We start from the raw sequence: 22,465 nt of genomic DNA on the forward strand, positions 1-22,465 counted from the left end.
CGCAGGCCCCTCAACTCACAGCGCCTCGACCCACAGCGCCTTGACTCACGGGGCTTCGACCCACAGGGCTTTGACTCGCAGGGCTTTGACTCGCAGGGCTTCGACTTACAGGGCTTTGGCGACGAGGTCGGCGTACGCGGCGGCCTCGTCGTCGGACTCGTACGTCGTGCGCGGCCAGAAGAAGCCGCGCAGGCCGTCCTTCCTGACCCGGGGCACCACGTGCACGTGCAGGTGCGGGACGCTCTGGCTGACGCGGTTGTTCATCGCCACGAACGTGCCGCCGGCCTTCAGCCCCTCCTCCACGGCCCTCGCCATGGCCTGCACCCGCTCGAAGAACGGCCCCACGTCGGCCACCGGGAGGTCGGACAGCGTCTCGACGTGGGCGCGCGGCACCACGAGCACGTGGCCCTTGAAGACCGGCCGGACGTCGAGGAAGGACACCGCCACCGCGTCCGCGCCCACCACGTGGGCGGGCCGCTCGCCGGCGATGATCTCGCAGAACAGGTCGGCGTTCACGTGCCCGCCCCATCCGGGCGCTGCCGGGCCGCGAACGCCGTCCAGCTCGTCATGTTGGGCGCCGTCCACGTCTCCGGGGCGTGCAGGAAGTGCTCGCCGGCGCGCTCGCGCAGCCGTACGGGCAGCTCGGCGGCCCGCGCGAACTTGGCCCCCCTGCAGTGGTACACCAGCCCGCCGCCGCGCTGCCCCATCGCCATCCACGGCAGCCACGGCGACACCCGGCACCACGAGAACGCGGCGGGCACCCCGGGCGGCCCCGCGTCCAGGTCGCGCGCCGAGACGAAGAACTGGAACAGCTCCAGCGCCCGGTAGGTGTCGCTCGCGGAGTTGTCGGGGTAGTCGGCGACCTTGAGCGGCGAGGGGTAGGCGAGCCGGACGTCCACGTTGTAGACGACCTGGTCGCCGAGGCGCGTGACCGGCACCGCGTGGTCGCCCAGCCGCTGGTTGACCGGGTCGTTGTAGACGTGCTGCACCTCGACCCTGCGGCCGGTCAGCGGGTTGTCCCAGGAGTCGGCCACCTCGCGGGTGGCGGGGTCGAGGTAGAGGGCGACCTCCCTGGTGAGCAGCCGCCAGCCGTCGTCGGAGCGTACGGCGCGGGCCACGTTGACGCCCTCGAACCCGAACAGGTGGTGCGGCCCGCCGTCGTCCTGCCAGCCGTAGACGTCGCCGGTCCAGTACGAGAAGGTCTCGGCGCCGTCCGTGGACGCGCGTACCCGGATGAAGTCCACGTCCCGCAGCCTAACCGTCAGGGGACGGTCCGTCCCCGCTCGCGGACGGTCACGCTGAAGACCGCGTCCTCCTTGGCGGGCGGCGCCGGGCGCAGCCGGACCTCGGTCACGCCCGGCCGCTTGGCGTTGAAGACGAAGTACGCGGTGCCGCCCTCGTCGGGCTGCTCCTCGCTGATGAACGAGGCCACCTTCGGGTCGGGCACCTCCACGAGCCGCCAGTCGTCGCCCGGGGCAGGGGTGTCGGGCACGGCCAGCGAGAACCGCTGCCCCGGCTCCAGTTCCACCTGCGCGGTGGCGCCCTCACGACCCTTGACGACCGTGCCGAAGTGGCTGACCGCGGTGCCGCCGCCACAACCCGCCAGGAGCAGGGCGAGCAGGACGGCGGCGGTTGGACGCATCATTCCGGCAGGTTATCGGGCCGGGGCGGCCCTCCTGGCGGCGCACCGCCCGCTGCCGGGACACGGCGTCGCGGGTCTCACTGGAGGATCCAGCGGCGCAGGGCCCCGGCGGGACGCGCCGACGCCGTGCGGTGGCCCGGCATGCTGAGTCGTCCTGACTTCGAACGGCGGCCCATCCCCATGCGTTCCATGAGGGAGCGGCGCCGCGCCTTCATGGGCATGAGGCGCGCCATCAGGCCGGACAGCGTGCCGGTCCGCTGGCGGGCCATCGGGAAGCGGCCCATCAGCCGGCGGCCCATCGACATGCGGGGCCTGATGCCCATCCGCTCCATCATCGGACGCCCGGTCCGCCGGCGAGGAGCCTTGCTCGCCGCACCGTGCATGCTGAGCCGGGGAATCGGGGTGGCCGCGCCACCCATCCTCATCCGGGGAACCCTGGTGGCCGCGCCGTGCGTGCGCACCCGAGGAGCCTTGGTCGTCGTGCCGCCCATCCGAGAAGTCCCCCCACCTCGCATCCGCAGCCGAGGAACCTGGGTCGAGGCGCCGCCCATCCGCAGACCAGGAGCTCTGGTGGACGCGCCACCCATCCGCAGGCGGGGGGTCTTGGTCGCGTGGCGGTTCGACAGCATGCGACGCACCACGACGGCGGTCACCGCGCCAACCACGAGGAGCATCACCGGACGCTTCCCGCCGCCGACCTGGCCGGGCGTGCCCTCGCGCACCCTGTCCGCCACCTTGGAGGCCCTGCCTCTGACGGTCTCGGCCGCGTCGTGGGCCTTGCTCCTGGCCATGTCCCTGGCCATGCCGGCGGCGTGCCCCGCCCTGGCCTTCACGTCCGTCTTGGCCGCCAGGGCGCTGACGGTCTCACCCAGCTCCCTGCGGGTCTCCTCGATATCCCTGCGCACGTCGTCCTCCTCGTCGTCGGTGTGGTCGTGTCCCCTGCTTCGCCGTCCCTTGGGGCCGTTGCCGCGCGTCCTCGTTCTGGTCCCCTCCAGGGACTCCTCCTCGGGACGCCGGCTCTCCACGGCCTCCGTCCGCTCGTCCGGAATGGGGGGCTGTGGAACGAAGGTCTCGTGGGCCTTCTGGGCGGCCTCGAACCGGCGCGCGTTCTCGGCCGCGCCCGGCCTTGTCGGGGGGACGTTGATCGACTCACGCTCGGTCGGCGTGCCCACGGTCGCTCGGCGGGCCCCGAGGTTGCCGGCGTGCTGGTCACTGCGACCGGGGTCGGTCTCGCTCATCGGCGTGCCTTCTCCTTGACCATGTCGATGTCGGCCCTGACGCTCGCGATGGTCTCCGAAGGAACCGGCGGGCCGACGCGTTTGACCTGCTTCTTCCCGGTCAGCCCGAGCAACGCGGCCGCGATGAACAGCACGACCGCCACGATGGCGGCGGCCAGCCACCCCGGCATGACCAGAGCGAGGAGCATGACGACGGCCGCCACGAGGGTCGCGCCGCCGAAGAACGCGGCCATTCCCGCCGCGCCGACCAGGCCGGCGCCGACTCCCGCTCGCTTGCCCTTCTGCGTGAGCTCCAGCCGGGCGAGACGGAGCTCGTCCCGCACGAGCCGGGAAACCTGCTCGGAGAGATCGTTGACCAGCTTGTGGGTGTCGTTCACCGTTCGCCTCCTCCACTGGGGAAGGCGACTACCCACGGGGCGGAGGTTCTATCAACCCCCCACCTGCGGCGACCGCCGCTAGCGCCGCGCCGGCCCGCCGAGGAACGACAGCAGTGCGTCCTCGCCGGTCTCACACCAGCCGGCGGGCTGCTCCGGCTTGCTCCACGGCGAGGGAAGCTCACACGAGGGAGCCTGCGGCTCCGGCCGCTCACACCACGATCCGGGAGGATTCATACCTTTCACCCTACCCATCGGGGTCAACGAGCGGCGGCGCTCTCCGCGGCCGGCCGGTCGTCGGCATGCAGGGGTGCGGTGTTCCTCGGGCCGCGTACGGCGACGTGGAGGAGCAGTGCCGCCATGACGGCGGCGCCGATCCACATGGCCTGCTGCCAGCCGTCGACGAAGGAGTGCTGCGCGGCGAGGATCAGGTCCGGGGCGTGCCCGCCGGCGGCGGGTGCGGCCTCGATGGCGTTGGCGATGCCCTCGCGGGCGGTGTCCGCGGCCCCGTGAGGGATGTTGTCGAGTTCGCCGTCGATGGCGCTGCGGTAGCCGTCGGCCAGGAGCGCGCCGAGCATGGCGACGCCCAGAGCGGTGCCGAACTCACGGGTGACGTCGTTGAGGGCGGAGGCGACGCCCTGCTGGGCGTGGGGCAGTGAGCCGGTGATGGCCTCGGTGGAGGGCGTCATCGACAGACCCATGCCGGCGCCCATGGCGAGCATGCCGGCCAGGACGGACGGATAGCCCCCGTCGACGGACACGAGCAGCGCCATCAGCACCAGGCCGAGGGCGGCCAGGGCGACGCCCACGGTCATGGTGGAGCGGGCGCCGATCCTGGCGGCCAGCTTCGGGGCCAGGCCCGAGGTCGTCATCATCACGACGGCCATGGGCATCATCGCCAGGGTCGACAACAGTCCGGACCAGCCGAGCACGGCCTGGAAGAACGGGAAGAGGACGACGGCGATACCGGCCTGGACGCCGAAGACGACGAGGAGGGTGATCGAGCCGGAGGCCAGGCCGCGCTCACGGAAAAGGCGTACATCCAGGAGGGACGCGTCGCGACGGCGGAGCTCCCAGAGCACGAAGGCGAGGGCGGCGACGACGCCGGCGGCCAGGCTGATCAACGTGACGGGGGCGGTCCAACCGCGTTCGGGGCCTTCCTGCAGGACGAAGATGAGACCGATCACGGCGATGGCGGAGAGCAGCGCACCGACGGTGTCGAAGGAGTGTGTGGCGCGTTCGCGGGAGTTGGGCACCGACTTCACTGTCATCACCAGCGCTGCGACGACCAGCACCATGGGCAGCACGAACAGCCGGCGCCAGTCGGCGACGTCGACCAGCAGGGCGGAGAGGAACATCCCCAGGATGCCGCCGCCTCCGGCGACACCCGTCCACACTCCGATCGCCTTCCCGCGCTCCTGCTCGGGGAAGGTGGAGGTGATGACGGCGAGGGTGACCGGCATGATCATCGCGGCGCCGGCGCCGGCCGCCACCCGGGCGGCGATCATCACCCCGGCCGACGGGGCCAGCCCCGCGACGACGCCGGCGGCGCCGAAGACGACGAGTCCAGTGATCAGCATGGGCTTGCGACCCAGCCGGTCACCGATCGCGCCGAACGGCAGCAGCAGCGCGGCCAGGGCGAGGGTGTAGACGTTGATGATCCACAGGACGGTGGTCTGCGAGGCGCCGAACTCGACGGCCATGTGGGTCTGGGCGACGTTCAGCCCGGACACCGAGGCGATGACGGCCATCAGCGCGATCGAGACGGTGATCAGGATCGCGCGCAGCTGACGCGCGTCCGGCGCGGTCGCCTGAGGAGGCCTATGGGTGGTCATGGTTTCCTTCCGTAAAGGGCGTGCGGGATCAGCGCCGGGACAGGCGCCAGGCCGGTGGGACAGGGACGTGCTCACCCGCGCGGACCGCTGGATGACGGTCGCGCGGATCCTCAACTGAGCGGCGTACGCGTCAGCCGGTGTTCTCCTGTGCGGGGGCGAGCAGATGTGAGCACCGGCTGCGGCGCCGACCTGGGCGGTGAGGTCGAGGCGGGCCGTCTGTAGGCGACGGTAAGCCTTGCTTGCATCACGGGCATACCATCTTGCTCATGACGCAAGAAGATGAACAGCTGGACAGCCTCGTACGCAAACGGATCCGCGCGCTGCGCGTCGCGCAGGGCTGGTCGCTGGAGGAGCTGGCCGCCCGCGCCAACCTCAGCCAGTCGTCACTGAGCCGCATCGAGAACGGTCAGCGCCGCCTTGCCCTGGACCAGCTGGTCACCCTCGCCCGCGCCCTGGACACCACCTTGGACCAGCTCGTGGAGAGCGCCGCCGACGACATCGTCATCAGCCCGATGATCGACGCCGCCCACGGGTCGATGCGCTGGCCCATCAAGGGCGACCCCGGTATGAGCGTGATGCGTCAGCGCATGACCGGCCCGCCGCCCGACAACCCCTCGAAGATGCGCGCCCACCCCGGCCGCGAATGGCTGGTGGTGCTGTCGGGCACCGCCGTCCTCCTGCTCGGCCACCGGCGCTTTCGCATCGAGACCAACCAGGCCGCGGAGTTCCCCACGATGATGCCGCACGCCATCGGCGCCGAGCGCGGGCCCTGCGAGATCCTGGGCATCTTCGACCGCGACGCCCGCCGCGGCCACCAGAAGGAGGCGGGTGCCGAAGCCGACGGCGAAGGCGCACAGGGCCCGGACGCATAGGGGGCCACAGGTGGCGATATTGCGATCCGGGCAGCACACCGAGCCAATGTCTTGCGTATCCGGCAAGCAGTCGTGCGGCATGCGCATCACCGTGCTTACGGTGATGCCATGTCACGAACACACCAGCACACCCCTCACCACGGCCAAAGCGGCCACCACCCCGGCCACCACCCCGGCCACCACGACGACGACGGCGACGGCGGTCAGGCGGAGATCCTCGAGCTGGACGCCGAGGTGCTCGCCGAGCACATGGCCTCCATCACCGCCTGGCTGCCACTGAAGAGCGAGCCGCACCAGATCGTCGACCTGGGCAGCGGCACCGGCGCGGGAACCTTCGCGCTCCTGCGACGCTTCCCCGACGCGCACGTCACCGCCGTCGACACCTCCGTCGGGCACCTCCGGCTCCTGCGCGAGAAGGCATGCGCTCGCGGTGTCGACAGCCGCGTACGGACCGTGCAGGCCGACCTCGACACCGACCGCTGGCCCGACCTGGGCACGCCGGACCTGGTGTGGGCCTCGGCGTCGATGCACCACATGTCCGACCCCGTCCGCGCCCTGCGGAACGTCCGCGAACTGCTGGCCCCCGGCGGCCTGTTCGCCGTCGTAGAGCTCGCGGGCTTCCCCCGCTTCCTGCCTGCCGACGCCCCGGAGAACCGGCCCGGCCTCGAGGAGCGCGCCCACGCCGCGGCGGACGACTTCCACGCCCAGCACGTTCCGCACCGCGGTGCCGACTGGGGGCCGATGCTGGCAGCCGCCGGCTTCACCGTCGAGGACGAGCGCACCATCACGGTCGACATCCATGGTGGGCGCGACGAAGCGGTCGGCCGCTACGCCTACGCGGGCCTGCAGCGCATCCGCGGCGTCGCCGCCCCCGCACTCAGCCAGGAAGACCTCGCGGCACTCGACGACCTCCTGGACACCGACAGCCCGAACGCCCTTCTGCGCCGCGATGATCTCGCCGTACGCACCGAGCGCACCGTCTGGGCGGCCCGCCGCCCCTGACGCCAGGCCCCTATGCGCGGCCCCGGGCGATCGGGGTCGTCGATCAGTCCGGTACGGGTAGCCTGCGGGGGTGCTGGTACACGGGGTGTGGACGGAGGACGGGCTCGCCTTCTGGGCCGAAGTCAGCGGCCCCTCACCAACCACCCGGAACACCCCCGGCCCGACAGCGATCACGCGATTCCCGGAACTGCCGTCCTCCGAAGAAAGCCCTGAGCGGGCGACCGCCGAGGAGGGTCCGGAGTCCACGGCCCTCGGGACAAGGCCGGGGCCGGCGGCTTTCGAGGAGGGGGCGGAGAAGGCGGCCGTCCGGAGAGAGGTGAAACCGGCGGCTGGGAAGCGGGCCGGAAGGGCCGGCCGTTCGGTGCCTGTGCATCCGTTCGCGGTCGACGCGGCGGAGGTCGCGGCGGTGCTCGGACTCGACGACGCGCCGGCGCGCGAGCTGGAGCTGCTGCTGCCCGGATCTCCTCGGCAGCCTGTGCCCTCGCCGGAGACCGGGCGGGCCGCCGACACCACCCGGCCGCGGCTGCGGCCGTGGCGGGTGCCGGCCGTGGTGGTAGCGCCCGTGGCGGCGCTGACCGTCCCTGCCGCGCACCCGGGCACCGCGACGATGCGCCACTGGGCCGCCGTCTCCGCCTTCGCCCACGACCTGGTACGCCGGGGCCGCGTCGTCCCGCAGCTCGTCCCCGCTCTGCCGCCCGCGCCGACGGAGCGCGGGGCGGGCATGTGGGCGGTGTGGCGGCCGGTGGTCACGGGGGTCGATGCCGCGTACTTCAGGGAGTTGGCGCTCGCCATGCCGCCTGCCTGCCGGGCCTGCGGTGGCGAGCGCCCCTCGGGCGAGGTGCTGCGCGCGGCGTTGGAGGCGTTCGCCGACGCCTACGTCCGCCGGACGCTGACCGAGCCGTTGGTCGCACGGCCCCGCACGACGGCCGACCGCTGGCTCGCGGCGCTCACCGGCGACGCCCCCGCCTGTCCCGACGTGCCGGAGCTGCGCCGGCAGCTCGAGGAGTGGTACGCCGCGGTGGCCGCCTCCGAGGGGGCGACCCGGCTGTGCCTGCGGCTGCTCGAACCCACCGACACCGACGCCGACGCCGACGCCGACTCCGACTCCGGGGGCGACGGCTGGCGGGTCGAGTTGGCGTTGCAGGCCGCTGACGATCCCAGCCTGTACGTGCCCGCCGCCACCATCTGGAGCGGTGAAGCGCCGGCGGTGCTGCCGGGCAGCCCCGAACGCGACCTGCTGGCCGGGCTGGGGCGGGCGGTGCGGCTGTACCCGGAGCTCGACCGGGCCCTGCGCACCGCGCGGCCGAGCGAGCTGACGCTCGACACCGCGGGCGCGTTCGCGTTCCTGCGTCAGTCCGCACCGCTGCTGCAGGCGGCCGGGTTCGGGGTGCAGCTGCCGCGCTGGGCCGGGCGTACGCGGCTGGGCCTGAAACTCACCACCCGGACGAGGACTCAGTCGCAGGCGGCGGCGAGCCAGGGCTTCGGCCTGCGCGAGCTGGTCGATTTCCGGGTCGACCTGGCGGTGGGCGACGAGACGATCAGCGAGGAGGAGCTGGCGGAGCTGGCCCGGCTGAAGGTCCCGCTGGTCCGGGTGCGCGGTCAGTGGGTCGAGCTGGAAGACCGGCAGCTCAAGGCGGCGCTGCGGGCGGTGGAGTCGGGCCGCGTGGGCCAGGCGGCCGCCGGCGACCTGCTGCGCGCCGTGGTCGGCTCCGGCGACGACGACGAGCTGCCGCTGCTGGAGGTCGACGCCGACGGCGTGCTCGGCGACCTGCTGTCCGGCCAGGCAGAACGCCGCCTGACGCCGCTGCCCACACCCTCCGGCCTGGACGCGACGCTGCGGCCGTACCAGGAGCGGGGGCTGGCGTGGCTGAGCTTCCTGTCGGAGCTCGGGCTCGGCGGGGTGCTGGCCGACGACATGGGGCTGGGCAAGACGGTGACCACGCTGGCGCTGCTCGTCCACGAGCGGGCCGACGCGCCGACGCTGCTGGTGTGCCCGATGTCGCTGGTCGGCAACTGGCAGCGCGAGGCGGCGCGGTTCGCGCCGGGGCTGCGCGTGTACGTCCACCATGGCAGCGGGCGCGACGCCGCCGAGATCGAGCGCGCCGACCTGGTGATCACCACGTACGGCACCGCCCAGCGCGACCTCGAGACGCTGAGCCGGCACGCCTGGCGCAGGGTCGTGTGCGACGAGGCCCAGGCGATCAAGAACAGCGGCACCCTCCAGGCCAGGGCGGTCAGGTCGATCCAGGCCGGGACGAGGCTCGCGCTGACGGGCACCCCGGTCGAGAACCACCTGGCCGAGCTGTGGTCGATCATGGAGTTCGCCAACCCGGGCCTGCTCGGGCCGCGCGCCCGGTTCCGGTCCCGCTTCCAGGAGCCGATCGAGGCCCGTCAGGACGAGCAGGCGGCCGCGGCCCTGCGCAGGGCGACGGGACCGTTCATCCTCCGCCGCGTCAAGACCGACAAGTCCGTGATCTCCGACCTGCCGGAGAAGCTGGAGATCAAGGAGTGGTGCCCGCTCACCCCCGAGCAGGCCACGCTCTACCAGGCGGTCGTGGACGACATGCTGGCGAAGATCGACAGCAGCGAGGGCATCGAGCGGCGCGGCCTGGTGCTCTCGGCCATGGCCCGGCTCAAGCAGGTCTGCAACCACCCCGCCCACCTGCTCAAGGACGGCTCCCGCCTGGCCGGAAGGTCCGGCAAGCTCGCCCGATTGGAGCAACTGTCCGAAGAAATCCTGGCAGAAGGCGAAAAAGCCCTACTTTTCACGCAGTATGCAGAGTTCGGGGCCATGCTCCAGCCCTACCTCGCCGAACGGCTCGACCGGCCGGTCCTCTGGCTGCACGGCGGCCTGCCCAAGAAGACCCGTGACCGCCTGGTCGACCGGTTCCAGAACGACCCCGAGCCCATGCTGTTCGTCCTGTCGCTCAAGGCCGCCGGGGTCGGGCTCAACCTCACCGCGGCGAGCCACGTCGTCCACGTCGACCGCTGGTGGAACCCCGCCGTCGAGGACCAGGCCACCGACCGCGCGTACCGGATCGGCCAGCGCAAGAACGTGCAGGTGCGCAAGCTCATCTGCGCCGGCACCCTGGAGGAGCGCGTCGACGAGATGATCGAACGCAAGAAGGCCCTGGCCGAGCGGGTCGTCGGCACCGGCGAGGAGTGGCTGACCGACCTGTCCACCGACGAGCTGCGTGAGGTCTTCCGGCTGACGGCCGAGGGGGTGCGCTGAGGCATGCCCGACTGGTACGACAGCCCCGGCCCCATCCGCGTCGAGGGCGGCCTGAGAGCCCGCACCCAGCGCGGCAGCATCGGCTCCACCTGGTGGTCGCGCCGCTTCGTCGACATCCTCGAACGCGTCTGCGACAGGGGCCGCCTCTCGCGCGGCCGCTCCTACGCCCGCCAGGGGCAGGTCCGCACCATCGACCTCTCCCCCGGCGAGGTCGTGGCCTCCGTCCAGGGGTCGCGGCCCGACCCGTACGAGGTGGTCATCCGGATCGAGGCGTACGGCGAGAAGCGCTGGGCCGCCGTCGAGGAGTCCATCGCGCAGCAGGCCGTGCACCGGGCCAAGCTGCTGGCCGGCGAGATGCCGCCGGAGATCGAGGAGGTGTTCGCGGCGATGGGTCTCGACCTGTTCCCGCGCGACCTCGACATGGAGTGCTCCTGCCCCGACTGGGGCTTCCCGTGCAAGCACCTCTCCGCCGTGCTCTACCTGCTGGCCGAGTCGTTCGACGACGACCCGTTCCTGGTGCTGGCCTGGCGGGGCCGCACCCGCGCGCAGCTGCTCGGCTCGCTCGCCGGCGAGCCGGCGGACGACCCGCTGCACGTGCCGGACGTGCCCTTCGCCGACCGGCTGGCCGACTTCTACAGCCCCGGCGCGACCGCCCACCGTCAGGAACGCCGGCCGGCCGCGGCGACCGGGCTGCTGCTGCGCGTCTTCCCGCCGCCCGCCGGCCTGGCCTCCACCCTCGCTCCCGCCTACGAACGGCTGGCGGACGCGTGAAGGACGCTCAGCGGTCCTCGAAGGAGGCCGGGACCATGACGCGCACGCCGTTGGGCACCACGCGCAGCCGGATCGGGGTGCGCAGCCGCACCTCGCCGTCGACGTCGGCGGCCATGGGCGGGTCGGTCTCCAGCAGCATCTCGCGGCCCACCACGAACGGGCCTCCCGCGAGGCTGCGCCAGCGGCCGGTGGTGGCGCGCAGCAGCGTCTCGCCGAGCAGCCGCAGCTTCTTGCCCGAGCCCAGCTGGTAGGCCACCAGCATGCCGTTGTCGATGCTGATGTCTTTCGCCACCTGCCAGCCGCCGTGGAAGCGGCCGTTGGCGATGTTGAGCTGGTGGGTGAGCAGCTCGTGGCGCCGTCCCTCGACGGTGATGTAGGCGCGGAACGGCCGGTGGCCGGGCAGGATCGTCAGGGCCGTGAGCGGGTAGGCGGGACGGCCAAGGATGCGCTTGAGCCACGGCTTGACCGTGCCCGCCACCTCGACCGACACGCCGAAGCTGGCGAGGTTGGCGAACGGCCGGTCGTCGGCCATGCCGAGGTCGATGTCGGCGACCTTGCCGGTGTCGAACACCTTGATCGCGCCCGCCAGGTCGAGCGGCAGGCCGAGGCTGCGGGCGAAGTTGTTGGTGGTGCCGAGCGGCAGCACACCGAGCGCGACGTCGCGGTGGGCGACATGACGGACGGCCGACGACAGCGTGCCGTCGCCGCCGCCCACGACGAGCAGGTCCGGCTCGGTGGCCAGGGCCGTGTCGAGCAGGTCGCGCAGCCTCTTGGGGTTGTACACCGACAGCTCGGCCAGCGGCTCGAACCCGAGGTTGTGGATCTGCTCGATCACCTCGAAGTAGTGGCGACGGCCGCGGCGCGAGCGCGTGTTCACCACGACCGCCACCCGGCGATCCCTCCGGATCGCCTCGGTGTGCTCGGCTTTGGTGCGCAGTTGGCTCATGGTCATCAATCGTAGGTCCACGGGGCGCCGCCTGACGATGATCGCTCACGAGGAGGGCGCCCGGCTCGCGAACCGCCCCCTGACACGGCCGAGGCCGGCCGCTGGACGCGACCGGCCTCCACCTGCCTGAACCTGCTACTTCTTCGAGCCGCGGGCCGGCGGGACCACCTGGACGAGGGCGCCCAGGTTGCCCGGCAGCGGCGCCACCAGCTTGAACTGCACGCCCAGCGCCTTGCGCTCGTCGCCGGGGTTGCCGGAGCCGAGCACCGTGCCGGCGATCTGCTGGCCGTACAGCTCACGGGCGGGGGTGCCGTCCTGGTGCACGACGCGGGTCGAGTACGCCTGGTCGCCCTTCGACGGCACGACCACGGAGGCGTCGAAGTCGCGGTAGTACAGACCGCCGTCGATCACCTCGAGGCCCGGGTACCACGTCTTCGCGTCGGTGAAGGCCTTCACGCCCTTCTGCGCGGGGATCTTCGTGCAGTACGCGCTCAGCGGCTCACCCGCCGCCTCAAGGCACTCCGTGAACGGGTACGTCTTGCCGAACCCGAACGCGGCGTTGGACGACTGGACGCGTCCCTCGAGGTTCTTGTTGAGCTGCGGGTCCTTCGTGGCCGCGGCGCCGGTGCGGCGCAGCGGCTCGTAGTGGGAGTCCACGACCAGCAGGCTGCCCTTGGAGCCGATGCTGGGCTGCGCCTGGATGTTCTCGGCGACGTTGTTGTTGCTCAGCGTCGAGTCGCGGTACCAGACCAGCAGGCCGGGCGCGTTGTACTGCAGCTTCTGCACCTTCCACGCGCCGTCACGCAGGTAGTCGGTGTCGTAGGTGTACTTCAGGCCCTCGTCGAAGCCGTCGAAGTTGCGCCACTCGGCGAGGTAGAAGCGGGAGATCTCGCGCTCGCCGTTGTTGCGCGTCCAGCCCTGGCCGCTGGTGTTGGTGAACGTGCCGCCGGCGTGGAGCCAGCCGGTGTCGCTCTCGGCGTCGTCGCTCCACACGGCCGTGCCGCCCGCGGTGAGCTCGAAGTCGTCGACGTGCCAGCCGCGCTCCTGGTAGGCGGCGTCGGTGTCGTACGTCAGCCGCAGCTTGATCGTCTTACCGGCGTACGGGGTCAGGTCCACGTAGTCGTGCCGCCAGGCGCCGCCGGTGCTGCCGGTGATGCCGTACTTCTTGAAGCCGAAGGTCGCGAGGTTCCCGTTCGGGTCGGCGTAGTCGTCGGCGGTGGTGACCTCGGCGCCGGTCTCGTCGTGGAGCTTCTGCTGCGTCCACGTCTGGCCGCCGTCGGTGGAGACCTCCACGAAGCCGAAGTCCCAGTCCTGCTCGATCTGGTAGTTGTTCCACATCCAGAACTTCAGGTCGTCGCCGGCGGGCACGGCCACCTCGCGGGTCAGCGACACGTTGCCCCACTCCTGGTCGAGGTTGCTCCACCAGGCGTTCGTGCCGCTGTGCACGTCGACCATCTTCTCCGGCTCCGACTCCAGGTTCACCCGGACGCCGTCCTCGGTGAGCTTGGGCGTGCGCGAGGTCTGGCCGACCGTGACGATCTTCGACTTGTCGCCCGGCTCGAACACCTTCGGGTTCGCCCAGCCGAGCACCCACTTGTCCCACAGGCCCATGTGGCTCGGCATCGACTGGTAGATCGGGCCGGCGTGGGAGCCGCTGGACATGAGGTCCCAGAAGTCCACCGCGGAGCTGGCCTGGCCGGAGGTGTCGTACAGGTCGGGCAGGCCGAGGTCGTGGCCGTACTCGTGGGCGAAGACGCCGACGCCGGCGTCCTCCGGCTGCACGATGTAGTTGGCGATCTTCTTGTCGCTGCCGGGGATCCGGTAACCGCCGGCGACCGCGCTGGAGTGCGCCCAGATCGCGTACGGGCCCTCGGCGCCGCCGTCGGCCGACTTGTCCTTGCCCGCGTGCACCAGCACGAGGTGGTCGATCACTCCGTCGGGCTCGGCGAAGTTGCCGTCACCGTCGGCGTCGGAGATGTCCTCGACGTCGTAGTCGGCCCACGGGAAGTCGGGCCGGGCCTTGGCCAGGGCCTCGATCGTGTCGATCGGCAGCTGCTGGGCGCCGAGCGGGTTGTCGGGGTGGCCCGACATGTCCTGCGGCGCGGCGCCGCAGGCCGCGGCTCCGTACCAGGCCTCGGAGTGCGGGACCTTGATCCAGCCGACCGCCTCGCCGGTGACGGAGTAGGCGCCCTTGGACATCTCCTCGTACATCTTCTTCAGCGTGTAGCCGGAGATGTCGATGCCGCGCTTGCCGTCGCGCGGGTCCTTCAGGTCGGTACGGACGCGCTCGGTGATGCCCTTGTCGGTGTAGAGCATCTTGTTGAAGTGCGTGGTGCTGAAGTCCTTGACCCAGAAGGTGTTGTTGTCCTTCGCCGGGAGCGTGGCCGGGTCGGGGATGCTGTTGTGCAGCGGGCCGTTGATGACCGTGCCCGGCGGCTCGACGACGCAGTCGTCGGGCGCGCCGCCGACCGCACGCTGGCGGTTGAAGCCGGAGAAGTCGTCGTTGGCCTGCTCGTCGAACTCGACGAGGATCGTGAGGAGCTTGGCCGTGCGTGCCTGCTTGGACTTCTTGAAGATCCACTCGGCGGGGTTGCGGCCGGTCCTGATGGCCTCGTTCTCGCGGGCGGCGAGGACGCGGCCGGCCGCGGGGTTGCCGCTGGTGAACTTGCGGTCGAACTTCTCGGCCCGGGTCATCTTCCTGGCCGTGTCGTTGACGAGCGTGGGTTCCTGCGGGGTCCGCTCCACGGCGGGAGGGGCGTAGTTGATGTAGTAGTCCGCGGCCGTCGGCTCGTAGTGCGCGACGGACTCCGCCTCCGCGGCGGGCACGGACAGGGCGGCGCCCAGGAGGGCCGCCACCGGTAAGGCTGCTAAAAGGCGCTTCGTGCTGTGCACCAGGAACCCTCTCTGCCCAGATGTATCCGGCAATTGGCCATGAATAGTGCAATGCCGGACGTTAGAGGGTGAGTAAAGACAGCGTAAAGCAAGTTGTTGAAACGTGATCAAACTACGACATACCGATCATCATGCTCACAGCGGCCGATCTGCCGGACGAGAACTCCGCTCCTCGCGGACGCGCACGTCAGGAGCGCCTTTCCTCCAGGCCGGGGCGGGGCGGCCGGCCACCGGCGATCTCCTGCGGTTCGCGAGGGTAGTGCAGGTCGAAGGCGGGCCGCTCGGAGCGGATGGGCGGCATGCTGGTGAAGTTGTGCCGGGGCGGCGGGCAGCTCGTCGCCCACTCCAGCGAGTTTCCGTAACCCCACGGATCGTCCACCCGGACCTTGGGCGCCCGCCGCGCGGTCTTGAAGACGTTGTAGAGGAACGGCAGCGTCGAGGCGCCCAGCAGGAACGCGCCCACCGACGAGACCTGGTTGAGGAAGGTGAAGCCGTCGGAGGCGCTGTAGTCGGCATAGCGGCGCGGCATGCCGAGCTGGCCCAGCCAGTGCTGGACGAGGAACGTGGTGTGGAAGCCGACGAACAACGTCCAGAAGTGCACCTTGCCGAGGCGGTCGTCGAGCATCCGTCCGGTCATCTTCGGCCACCAGAAGTAGAAGCCGGAGAACATCGCGAACACCACCGTGCCGAAGACGACGTAGTGGAAGTGGGCGACGACGAAGTAGGTGTCGCTGATGTGGAAGTCGAGCGGCGGCGAGGCCAGGATCACCCCGGTCAACCCGCCGAGCAGGAACGTCACCAGGAAGCCCACGGCGAACAGCATCGGCGACTCGAAGCTCAGATGGCCCCGCCACATGGTGCCGATCCAGTTGAAGAACTTCACCCCGGTCGGCACCGCGATGAGGAACGTCATGAACGAGAAGAACGGCAGCAGCACCTGCCCGGTCGCGAACATGTGGTGCGCCCACACCGTCATCGACAGTCCCGCGATCGCGATCGTGGCGCCCACCAGCCCCAGGTAGCCGAAGATCGGCTTGCGGCTGAAGACCGGGATGACCTCGGTGATGATCCCGAAGAACGGCAGCGCGATGATGTAGACCTCGGGATGGCCGAAGAACCAGAACAGGTGCTGCCAGATCAGCGGCCCGCCGTTCTCGGCCTGGAACACCTGCGTGCCGAGCTTGCGGTCGGCCTCCAGCACCAGCAGCGCGGCGGCCAGCACCGGGAACGCCATCAGCACCATGGTGCTCGTCAGCAGCACGTTCCAGGTGAAGATCGGCATCCGGAACATCGTCATGCCGGGCGCCCGCATGCCGATGATCGTGGTGATGAAGTTGACCGAGCCGAGGATCGTCCCGAGCCCCGACAGCGCGAGACCCATGACCCACAGGTCTCCACCGACCTGCGGCGAGTAGATCGACGACGACAGCGGCGTGTACGCGAACCACCCGAAGTCGGCCGCGCCGCCGGGCGTGAGGAGCCCGGCCACCACCATGAGCCCGCCGAACACGAACAGCCAGTACGACACCGCGTTCAGCCGCGGGAAGGCCACGTCCGGCGCGCCGATCTGCAGCGGCATGATCACGTTGGCGAACCCGGCGAACAGCGGGGTCGCGAACAGCAGCAGCATCAGCGTGCCGTGCACGGTGAACAGCTGGTTGTACTGCAGCTGGTTGACCAGCTGCATGCCGGGCTCGGCGAGCTCGGCCCGGATGACCATGGCCATGAGGCCGGCGACGAGGAAGAAGCCGAACGAGGTGATCAGGTAGAGGTGCCCGATGACCTTGTGGTCGGTGGTCGGCAACCAGGAGGCCAGGACCGTCCCCGTACGGCGGCGCCTGACCTGTTCCCTCGCGGTCTCGCGAACGGTCGTCACGGCTGCTCCCTCGCTGCGGAGTTGTGCTCGCCCCGGTCTACCCATGCCACGCCGGCCTGCGACGCGGCGGAAGTCGTTCTTTGACATCCACGGCGGACACTTTTGCCACCGTCCACATGGCGGATGGCCACCGGTTCACGGCCTGACATCTTCTATCCTGCAGACCGGACCGGACTCGGAGGAGAAGATCGTGACCGCTCAGCGTGACTACGCCGCCCTCGTCCAGCGTGGGCTCTCGCTCGACCTCACCAGGGGCAAGCCGTCGCCGCGCCAGCTCGACCTCTCCGACGACCTGCTGCGGCTGCCGTCGTCCCACCGGGCCGCCGACGGCAGCGACGCCCGCAACTACGGCGGCCTGCAGGGCCTGCCCGAGCTGCGCGAGCTGTTCGCGCCGCTGCTGCAGGTGCCCGCCGGCCAGCTCGTCGTGGGCGGCAACGCCAGCCTCGCCCTCATGCACGACACCGTGGTGCACGCCCTGCTGAGCCCGCTGCCGGGCGCCGAGCGCCGGTGGATCGAGGAGCCGCAGATCACGTTCCTGTGCCCGGTGCCCGGCTACGACCGGCATTTCACGATCTGCGAGCAGCTGGGCATCACGATGGTCGCCGTCCCGATGACCGCCGACGGCCCCGACATGGACGTCGTCGAGCGCCTGGTCGCCTCCGACGCGAGCGTCAAGGGCATGTGGTGCGTGCCGAAGTACAGCAACCCGACCGGCGTCGTCTACAGCGACGAGACGGTCCGCGGGCTGGCCGCCATGCCCACCGCGGCGCCCGACTTCCGCATCTTCTGGGACAACGCCTACGCCGTCCACCACCTCACCGACACCCCGGCCGAGCTGGCCGACGTGCTCGCGCTGAGCGCCGAGCACGGCAACCCCGACCGGGTGTTCGTGTACGCCTCCACCTCCAAGGTCACCTTCGCCGGCTCCGGGGTGTCGTTCTTCGGCTCCTCCCCCGCGAACGTCGAGTGGTTCCTGCGCAACACCGCCAAGCAGTCCATCGGCCCCGACAAGATCAACCAGCTGCGGCACGTCGAGTTCCTGCGCGACGCCGAGGGCGTGGCCGCCCACATGCGCCGGCACGCCGAGCTCATCGGGCCGAAGTTCGAGCTGGTCGACAAGGTGCTCACCGAGCGGCTCGGCGACCTGGTGAGCTGGACGAGCCCGAAGGGCGGCTACTTCATCAGCCTCGAGGTGCCGCACGCCGCCGAGGTGGTCGCCAAGGCCAAGGCGGCCGGCATCGCGCTGACCCCGGCGGGCGCGACCCACCCGTACGGCACCGACCCCGACGACCGGACGATCCGCATCGCCCCCACCTTCCCCGAGCTGGACGAGCTCGAGCAGGCGATCGAGGGCCTGGCCGTGTGCGTGAGGCTGGTGGCCGAGGAACACGCCTGATCGGCGGCGCCTGACCCGGTCAGCACGAGCCGCCGGTGCGGCGGCTCTGGTCCGGTCAGGAGGCGACGCCGGCGCGGTGGCCGGCGGTGCCCGGCCGGAAGCCGAAGAGGTATTCGCGCGTCTCGCTCGGGTGGAACGCGACGCCGACCCCCGGCTCGAAGGCCACGTTGTCGCGGGGGCAGTAGCGCAGCCGTTCCCACACGGCCAGCGCCTGCTCCCTGGCCGGGGCCTCGGCCGCGTCCCGTCTGCGGGCGCCGTGCGCGCCGAGCACGTTGATCAGGCCCACCAGCCAGAACAGGCCCGTCAGGCAGAACGGCGCGAGCAGCACCTCGCCCCAGTTGGGGTCCTGCCCCATCGCGATCACCAGCGAGACGACCAGGTGCACCAGTGCGGCGACGAGCAGCAGTACGTACCCCTGGTTCCTGGTCCAGGGCGTGTAGTGGCGGCTGGGGAACGACAGCCAGACCGCGAGCTGGGTGCGGCTCATCACGTGCCGGGACGCGCCGAGCGTCGCCGCCATCGGCAGGTCGGCGACCTCGCGCGCGCCGGGTAAGCGGACGCGTCCGATGGTGTAGGCGGTGCCGGCGGCGACCACGCCGGGCACCGCGATGACCTGGTCGGTCTGCGTACACACCGGGCAGCTGACATCCATTCGGGCAGTTTGGCGGTAACCCCTACGCTGTGCAAACCGTAGAGTGCATGGCGTGAGACCGATTGATTCCCTGGTGAACGCATTGTCCGCTGCGCGCGTCGTGACCGACCCCGACGTGATCGACTCCTACGCCCGCGACCGCACGTTCGTGGAGCCTGGCAAGCCGCTCGGTGTCGTGCTCGCCACCTCCCGTGACGACGTGGTGACCACGATGCGGTGGGCGAGCGAGCACCGTGTGCCGGTGGTGCCGCGCGGCTCCGGCACCGGGCTGGCCGGCGGGGCGGTCGCCGGCGACGGCTCGATCGTGCTGTCGCTGGCGAAGATGACCGCTATCAGGGAGATCTCCCCCGCCGACGAGATCGCCGTCGTCGAGCCCGGCGTCATCACCGCCGACCTCGACCGGGCCGCGCGGGAGCACGGTCTCATGTACGCGCCAGACCCGTCGTCGTACGAGATCTCCACGATCGGCGGCAACCTGGCCACCAACGCGGGCGGGCTGCGGTGCGTCAAGTACGGAGTGACCCGCGACTCCGCGCTCGGCCTCGAGGTGGTGCTGGCCGACGGCCGGGTGCTCGACACCGGCCGGCGCACGATGAAGGGCGTCACCGGATACGACCTGACCGGCCTGTTCGTCGGCTCGGAGGGCACCCTCGGCGTGATCACCTCGGCGACGGTACGGCTGCGCCGCGCGCCAACCGTGCCGCCCGCGACGTTCGCCGCCGAGTTCGGCTCGCTGCGCGACGCCGGGGCCGCGGTGGCGGCGATCATGGCCGCCGGCTGCCAGCCGTCCCTCATGGAGCTGCTCGACCGCACCACGCTGCAGGCCATCGACGACTGGCGCAACATCGGGCTGGAGAGCACGACCCAGGCCATGCTGATCGGCCAGTCGGATGCCTCCGACGGGCAGGCGGTGGCCGAGCGCATGCAGCGGATCTGCGAGGACAACGGCGCGTCGTTCGTGGCCGTGTCGTCCACCCCTGCCGAGGCCGAGGAGCTGATCGGGATCAGGCGGCTGGCGTACGGCGCCAAGGAGCGGCTGGGCGCGTGCCTGGTCGAGGACGTCTGCGTGCCCCGGTCGGCGCTCCCTGCCATGATCAGCGCGATCGAGGAGGCGGCGGCGCGGCACGACGTCCTGATCGGCACGGTGGCCCATGCCGGCGACGGCAACCTGCACCCCGTCTTCATCTTCGACCACGGCACCGTCGAGCCGCCCGCGAACGTGTGGGCCGCTGCCGACGAGGTGTTCACCACCGCGCTGCGGCTCGGCGGCACCCTCACCGGCGAGCACGGGGTGGGCACGCTGAAGCGGCGCTGGCTGGCGCTGGAGGCGGGACCGGTGGCGAGCGAGGTGCAGCGCGGCATCAAGGCGGTCTTCGACCCGCTCGACATCCTGAACCCGGGCAAGGCCATCTGATCCTCGGACCCGTACCTTGACCGTGCCGGGCCCTGTCCGGTGAACGGCCGCTCACCTGCTGCAGCGCGCGAGCCGTTTTGTGCGGAACGTGAAACTTCTCCTACGTCCGTCAGGCTTCACTGGTAGCGTTTTGCCTCATCTGTTAGGTGTGCAATGGGGGTCCGACGTGAATCAGCACCAGCCGTTGGCGGCGGACGACCCGCGGCGGCTGGGGGCGTACGAGCTCGTCACCCGGCTCGGCGAGGGCGGCCAGGGCGTTGTCTACCTGGGCAGGAGCGACTCCGGCGAGCAGGTGGCGGTCAAGCTGCTGCACCACGCCCTGGTGGCCGACGCCGACGCCCGCACCCGGTTCCTGCGCGAGGTCGCCGTGGCCCAGCGGGTGGCCCGGTTCTGCACCGCGCCCGTGCTGCACGCCGACCTCGACGGGAGCCGCCCGTACATCGTCAGCGAGTACGTCCCCGGCCCGTCGCTGCGGGAGCTCGTCATCAACGAGGGGCCGCGGCGGGGCGCGGCGCTCGACCGGCTGGCGATCAGCACGGCGACGGCGCTGGCGGCCATCCACCGCGCCGGCATCCTGCACCGCGACTTCAAGCCCGCCAACGTGCTGATGGGCCCTGAGGGGCCGGTCGTGATCGACTTCGGCATCGCCCGCGCGCTCGACTCCCCGGGCGCGACCGCCACGGGGATGGCCATGGGGACGCCGTCGTACCTGGCGCCCGAGCAGCTGAGCGGGGCCCCGGTCTCCGAGGCGGCCGACGTGTTCGCGTGGGGCGTCACGATGGTGTACGCCGCCACCGGCAAGCCCGCGTTCGGCGCCGACTCCATCCCCGTCGTGATGAACCGGATCCTCAACGAGGAGCCCAACCTCGGGGGCATGGAGGGCATGCTGGCGGACCTGGTGTCCCTCTGCCTGTCCAAGAACCCGGCGCAGCGCCCGACCGCCGACGGCCTCATCGCCCACCTCACCGGCCAGCCCACCCCGTACACCACGGGCGGCCTCCCCATGGCGGGTGGCCCGCAGGTCACCGGTGCGGGGGCGGCTCAGCCCCCCGCCCAGCACCCCGGCGCGCAGCACCCCGGCGCCCAGAACGCTCCCGCGCAGCACCACCCGGGCCCCGCGGGCCCGCCGCACGGCCAGCCGTGGCCGGCGGCGCCGCACGGCGGCCGGCCGCAGGGCGGGATGCCGCCGGGGCCCGCGTCCGGGCCGTTCGCGGCACAGCAGGGCGGCCCACAGAGCGGACCGCAGAGCGGACCGCAGAGCGGACCGATGAGCGGCCCGATGGGGTCTGCGGCCGGCCCGATGGGCGGCCCGCAGCGGCACGGCATGCCCGGCGGCCCGCAGGGCCTGCCGCCGCACGGCGCACCGCACAGCGGAGGTCGTCCCCGGCCCGCCGGGCACGGCGGCCCGCAGGACGCGGGACAGGCGCAGCGCACGCGGCTCGGCTCCGGCCACGACCCGGCGGGCGACGACGTGCCGCCCAGGCAGCGGCGGACGGTGACGCTCGCCCTGTCAGGGGCCGCCGCCGCGGCGCTGCTCGTGGTCGCGGGCGCCGTCGTCGTCCAGGCGAACAGCAAGGGCGGCGAGGTCCCGATCGTGGCCGTGGACAACGCGTCCGACGGTCCTTCCGGCGGGTCAGGCGGCGGACAGCCGGAGCCGCCCGCGACCCCCGCCCCCGACGTCTCCGACGCGGACGGCACCCCCACCCTCGAGATCGAGGTGCCGGACAAGAAGACGAGGAAGCCGACCGTCCCCGCGACGATCACCAGCACGCCCCGCCACCCGGTCGCCACCCGGTCGCGGACCGTCCCGACCCCGACGCGGACCCGCACGAAGAGCGTCGAGCCCACGGTGAAGCCGTCGACCACGGCGCCGACCAAGGCCCCCACCTCGAAACCGACCACGGCCAGGCCCACCCCGACCGTGAAGGTCACGCCCAAGCCGACGGCCACCGCCAGGCCCACGGCCACCTCGCAACCGGCGGAGCCCAACACGACCACGCCCACCAGCGTCTGCGGCTCGGGCTACAGCGTCCTCAACTCGCACGCGCTGGGCTCGGACGCCACCATCTATTTGCTGTACAACGCCGGCGCGGCGAAGAACTGCGTGGTGACGATCTCGCGGCTCGTGCACCCGTCCAAGGTGTCGATGAACGCGATCCTCCAGGTCCAGGGCGGCGCCAGCGCGAGCGACCCCGGCTCGTTCACCTCGTACGCGGGGCCGGTGTCGCTGTCCGCGGCGAAGAAGTGCGTGATCTGGGGCGGTTCGTGGGGCAGCCAGAGCTGGAAGTCCGGCTGGAGCCACTGCTCCTGACCGGCCCGTGCG

18 protein-coding genes are annotated in these 22,465 nt (G+C 71.5%); 7 read left to right on the forward strand and 11 right to left on the reverse strand.

Annotated elements, in window-relative coordinates:
* Positions 1-105 precede the first annotated feature (105 nt).
* From BLR04_RS10210 to BLR04_RS10235, 7 genes are all read right to left on the reverse strand, one after another.
* Entirely contained in the window at positions 106-516 is a 411-nt protein-coding gene (locus BLR04_RS10210; protein ID WP_090762050.1) for an HIT family protein, read from the reverse strand.
* Positions 513-1,244, reverse strand: a complete 732-nt coding sequence (locus tag BLR04_RS10215; protein ID WP_218128801.1) for a DUF1838 family protein — start codon at positions 1,242-1,244, stop codon at positions 513-515. Before BLR04_RS10215 ends, BLR04_RS10210 begins: the two co-directional genes overlap by 4 nt.
* Positions 1,245-1,261: 17 nt before the next feature.
* The gene (locus BLR04_RS10220) at positions 1,262-1,645 is read right to left on the reverse strand and encodes a protease inhibitor I42 family protein (RefSeq protein WP_090762054.1); all 384 of its coding nucleotides are present in this window, start codon (positions 1,643-1,645) and stop codon (positions 1,262-1,264) included.
* A gap of 74 nt (positions 1,646-1,719) precedes the next feature.
* Positions 1,720-2,880, reverse strand: coding sequence for a DUF3618 domain-containing protein (locus BLR04_RS10225; RefSeq protein WP_090762057.1), 1,161 nt, complete (start codon positions 2,878-2,880; stop codon positions 1,720-1,722).
* A complete protein-coding gene (locus BLR04_RS10230) occupies positions 2,877-3,257 on the reverse strand; it encodes a phage holin family protein (protein WP_090762059.1) in 381 nt (126 codons plus the stop codon). The genes BLR04_RS10225 and BLR04_RS10230 overlap by 4 nt, the downstream gene beginning before the upstream one ends.
* A 78-nt stretch (positions 3,258-3,335) precedes the next feature.
* The gene (locus tag BLR04_RS40515; protein WP_176903018.1) at positions 3,336-3,491 is read right to left on the reverse strand and encodes a hypothetical protein; all 156 of its coding nucleotides are present in this window, start codon (positions 3,489-3,491) and stop codon (positions 3,336-3,338) included.
* Positions 3,492-3,514: 23 nt separating this feature from the next.
* Positions 3,515-5,089, reverse strand: a complete 1,575-nt coding sequence (locus tag BLR04_RS10235; protein ID WP_090762061.1) for an MFS transporter — start codon at positions 5,087-5,089, stop codon at positions 3,515-3,517.
* A gap of 266 nt (positions 5,090-5,355) precedes the next feature.
* Between BLR04_RS10235 and BLR04_RS10240 the strand changes: the two genes are divergently transcribed.
* From BLR04_RS10240 to BLR04_RS10255, 4 genes are all read left to right on the forward strand, one after another.
* A complete protein-coding gene (locus BLR04_RS10240; protein ID WP_176903019.1) occupies positions 5,356-5,961 on the forward strand; it encodes an XRE family transcriptional regulator in 606 nt (201 codons plus the stop codon).
* Positions 5,962-6,069: 108 nt separating this feature from the next.
* Positions 6,070-6,963 carry a class I SAM-dependent methyltransferase gene (locus BLR04_RS10245; RefSeq protein ID WP_090762062.1) on the forward strand — a complete coding sequence of 298 codons (894 nt, stop codon included), beginning with the start codon at positions 6,070-6,072 and terminating at the stop codon, positions 6,961-6,963.
* Positions 6,964-7,324: 361 nt separating this feature from the next.
* The gene (locus BLR04_RS10250) at positions 7,325-10,195 is read left to right on the forward strand and encodes a DEAD/DEAH box helicase (RefSeq protein WP_245740154.1); all 2,871 of its coding nucleotides are present in this window, start codon (positions 7,325-7,327) and stop codon (positions 10,193-10,195) included.
* Between the two features lie 3 nt (positions 10,196-10,198).
* Entirely contained in the window at positions 10,199-10,966 is a 768-nt protein-coding gene (locus tag BLR04_RS10255) for an SWIM zinc finger family protein (protein ID WP_090762066.1), read from the forward strand.
* A gap of 7 nt (positions 10,967-10,973) precedes the next feature.
* Here the strand turns inward: BLR04_RS10255 and BLR04_RS10260 are convergent, their stop codons facing one another.
* The 3 genes from BLR04_RS10260 to ctaD form a co-directional block, all read right to left on the reverse strand.
* Positions 10,974-11,912 carry a diacylglycerol/lipid kinase family protein gene (locus BLR04_RS10260; protein ID WP_090762069.1) on the reverse strand — a complete coding sequence of 313 codons (939 nt, stop codon included), beginning with the start codon at positions 11,910-11,912 and terminating at the stop codon, positions 10,974-10,976.
* Between the two features lie 135 nt (positions 11,913-12,047).
* A complete protein-coding gene (locus BLR04_RS10265) occupies positions 12,048-14,768 on the reverse strand; it encodes an immune inhibitor A domain-containing protein (RefSeq protein ID WP_245740155.1) in 2,721 nt (906 codons plus the stop codon).
* A 223-nt stretch (positions 14,769-14,991) separates the two neighbouring features.
* The gene (gene ctaD / locus BLR04_RS10270; protein WP_245740156.1) at positions 14,992-16,680 is read right to left on the reverse strand and encodes an aa3-type cytochrome oxidase subunit I; all 1,689 of its coding nucleotides are present in this window, start codon (positions 16,678-16,680) and stop codon (positions 14,992-14,994) included.
* A gap of 190 nt (positions 16,681-16,870) precedes the next feature.
* Between ctaD and BLR04_RS10275 the strand changes: the two genes are divergently transcribed.
* Positions 16,871-18,076, forward strand: a complete 1,206-nt coding sequence (locus tag BLR04_RS10275; RefSeq protein WP_176903020.1) for an aspartate aminotransferase type Ic — start codon at positions 16,871-16,873, stop codon at positions 18,074-18,076.
* Between the two features lie 55 nt (positions 18,077-18,131).
* Here the strand turns inward: BLR04_RS10275 and BLR04_RS10280 are convergent, their stop codons facing one another.
* The gene (locus BLR04_RS10280) at positions 18,132-18,728 is read right to left on the reverse strand and encodes a hypothetical protein (RefSeq protein ID WP_143022002.1); all 597 of its coding nucleotides are present in this window, start codon (positions 18,726-18,728) and stop codon (positions 18,132-18,134) included.
* 52 nt (positions 18,729-18,780) lie between these two features.
* On the opposite strand from BLR04_RS10280, the gene BLR04_RS10285 reads away from it, so the two are divergent.
* Positions 18,781-20,142 (forward strand): FAD-binding oxidoreductase, encoded by a 1,362-nt coding sequence (locus BLR04_RS10285; protein ID WP_245740157.1) that lies wholly within the window; start codon positions 18,781-18,783, stop codon positions 20,140-20,142.
* A gap of 166 nt (positions 20,143-20,308) precedes the next feature.
* Complete coding sequence (locus BLR04_RS42270; protein ID WP_143022003.1) at positions 20,309-22,453, forward strand: serine/threonine protein kinase; 2,145 nt, start codon at positions 20,309-20,311, stop codon at positions 22,451-22,453.
* The last annotated feature ends 12 nt before the right edge of the window (positions 22,454-22,465 follow it).

The sequence above is a fragment of the Nonomuraea maritima genome, assembly GCF_900100395.1.
GTDB lineage: Bacteria > Actinomycetota > Actinomycetes > Streptosporangiales > Streptosporangiaceae > Nonomuraea > Nonomuraea maritima.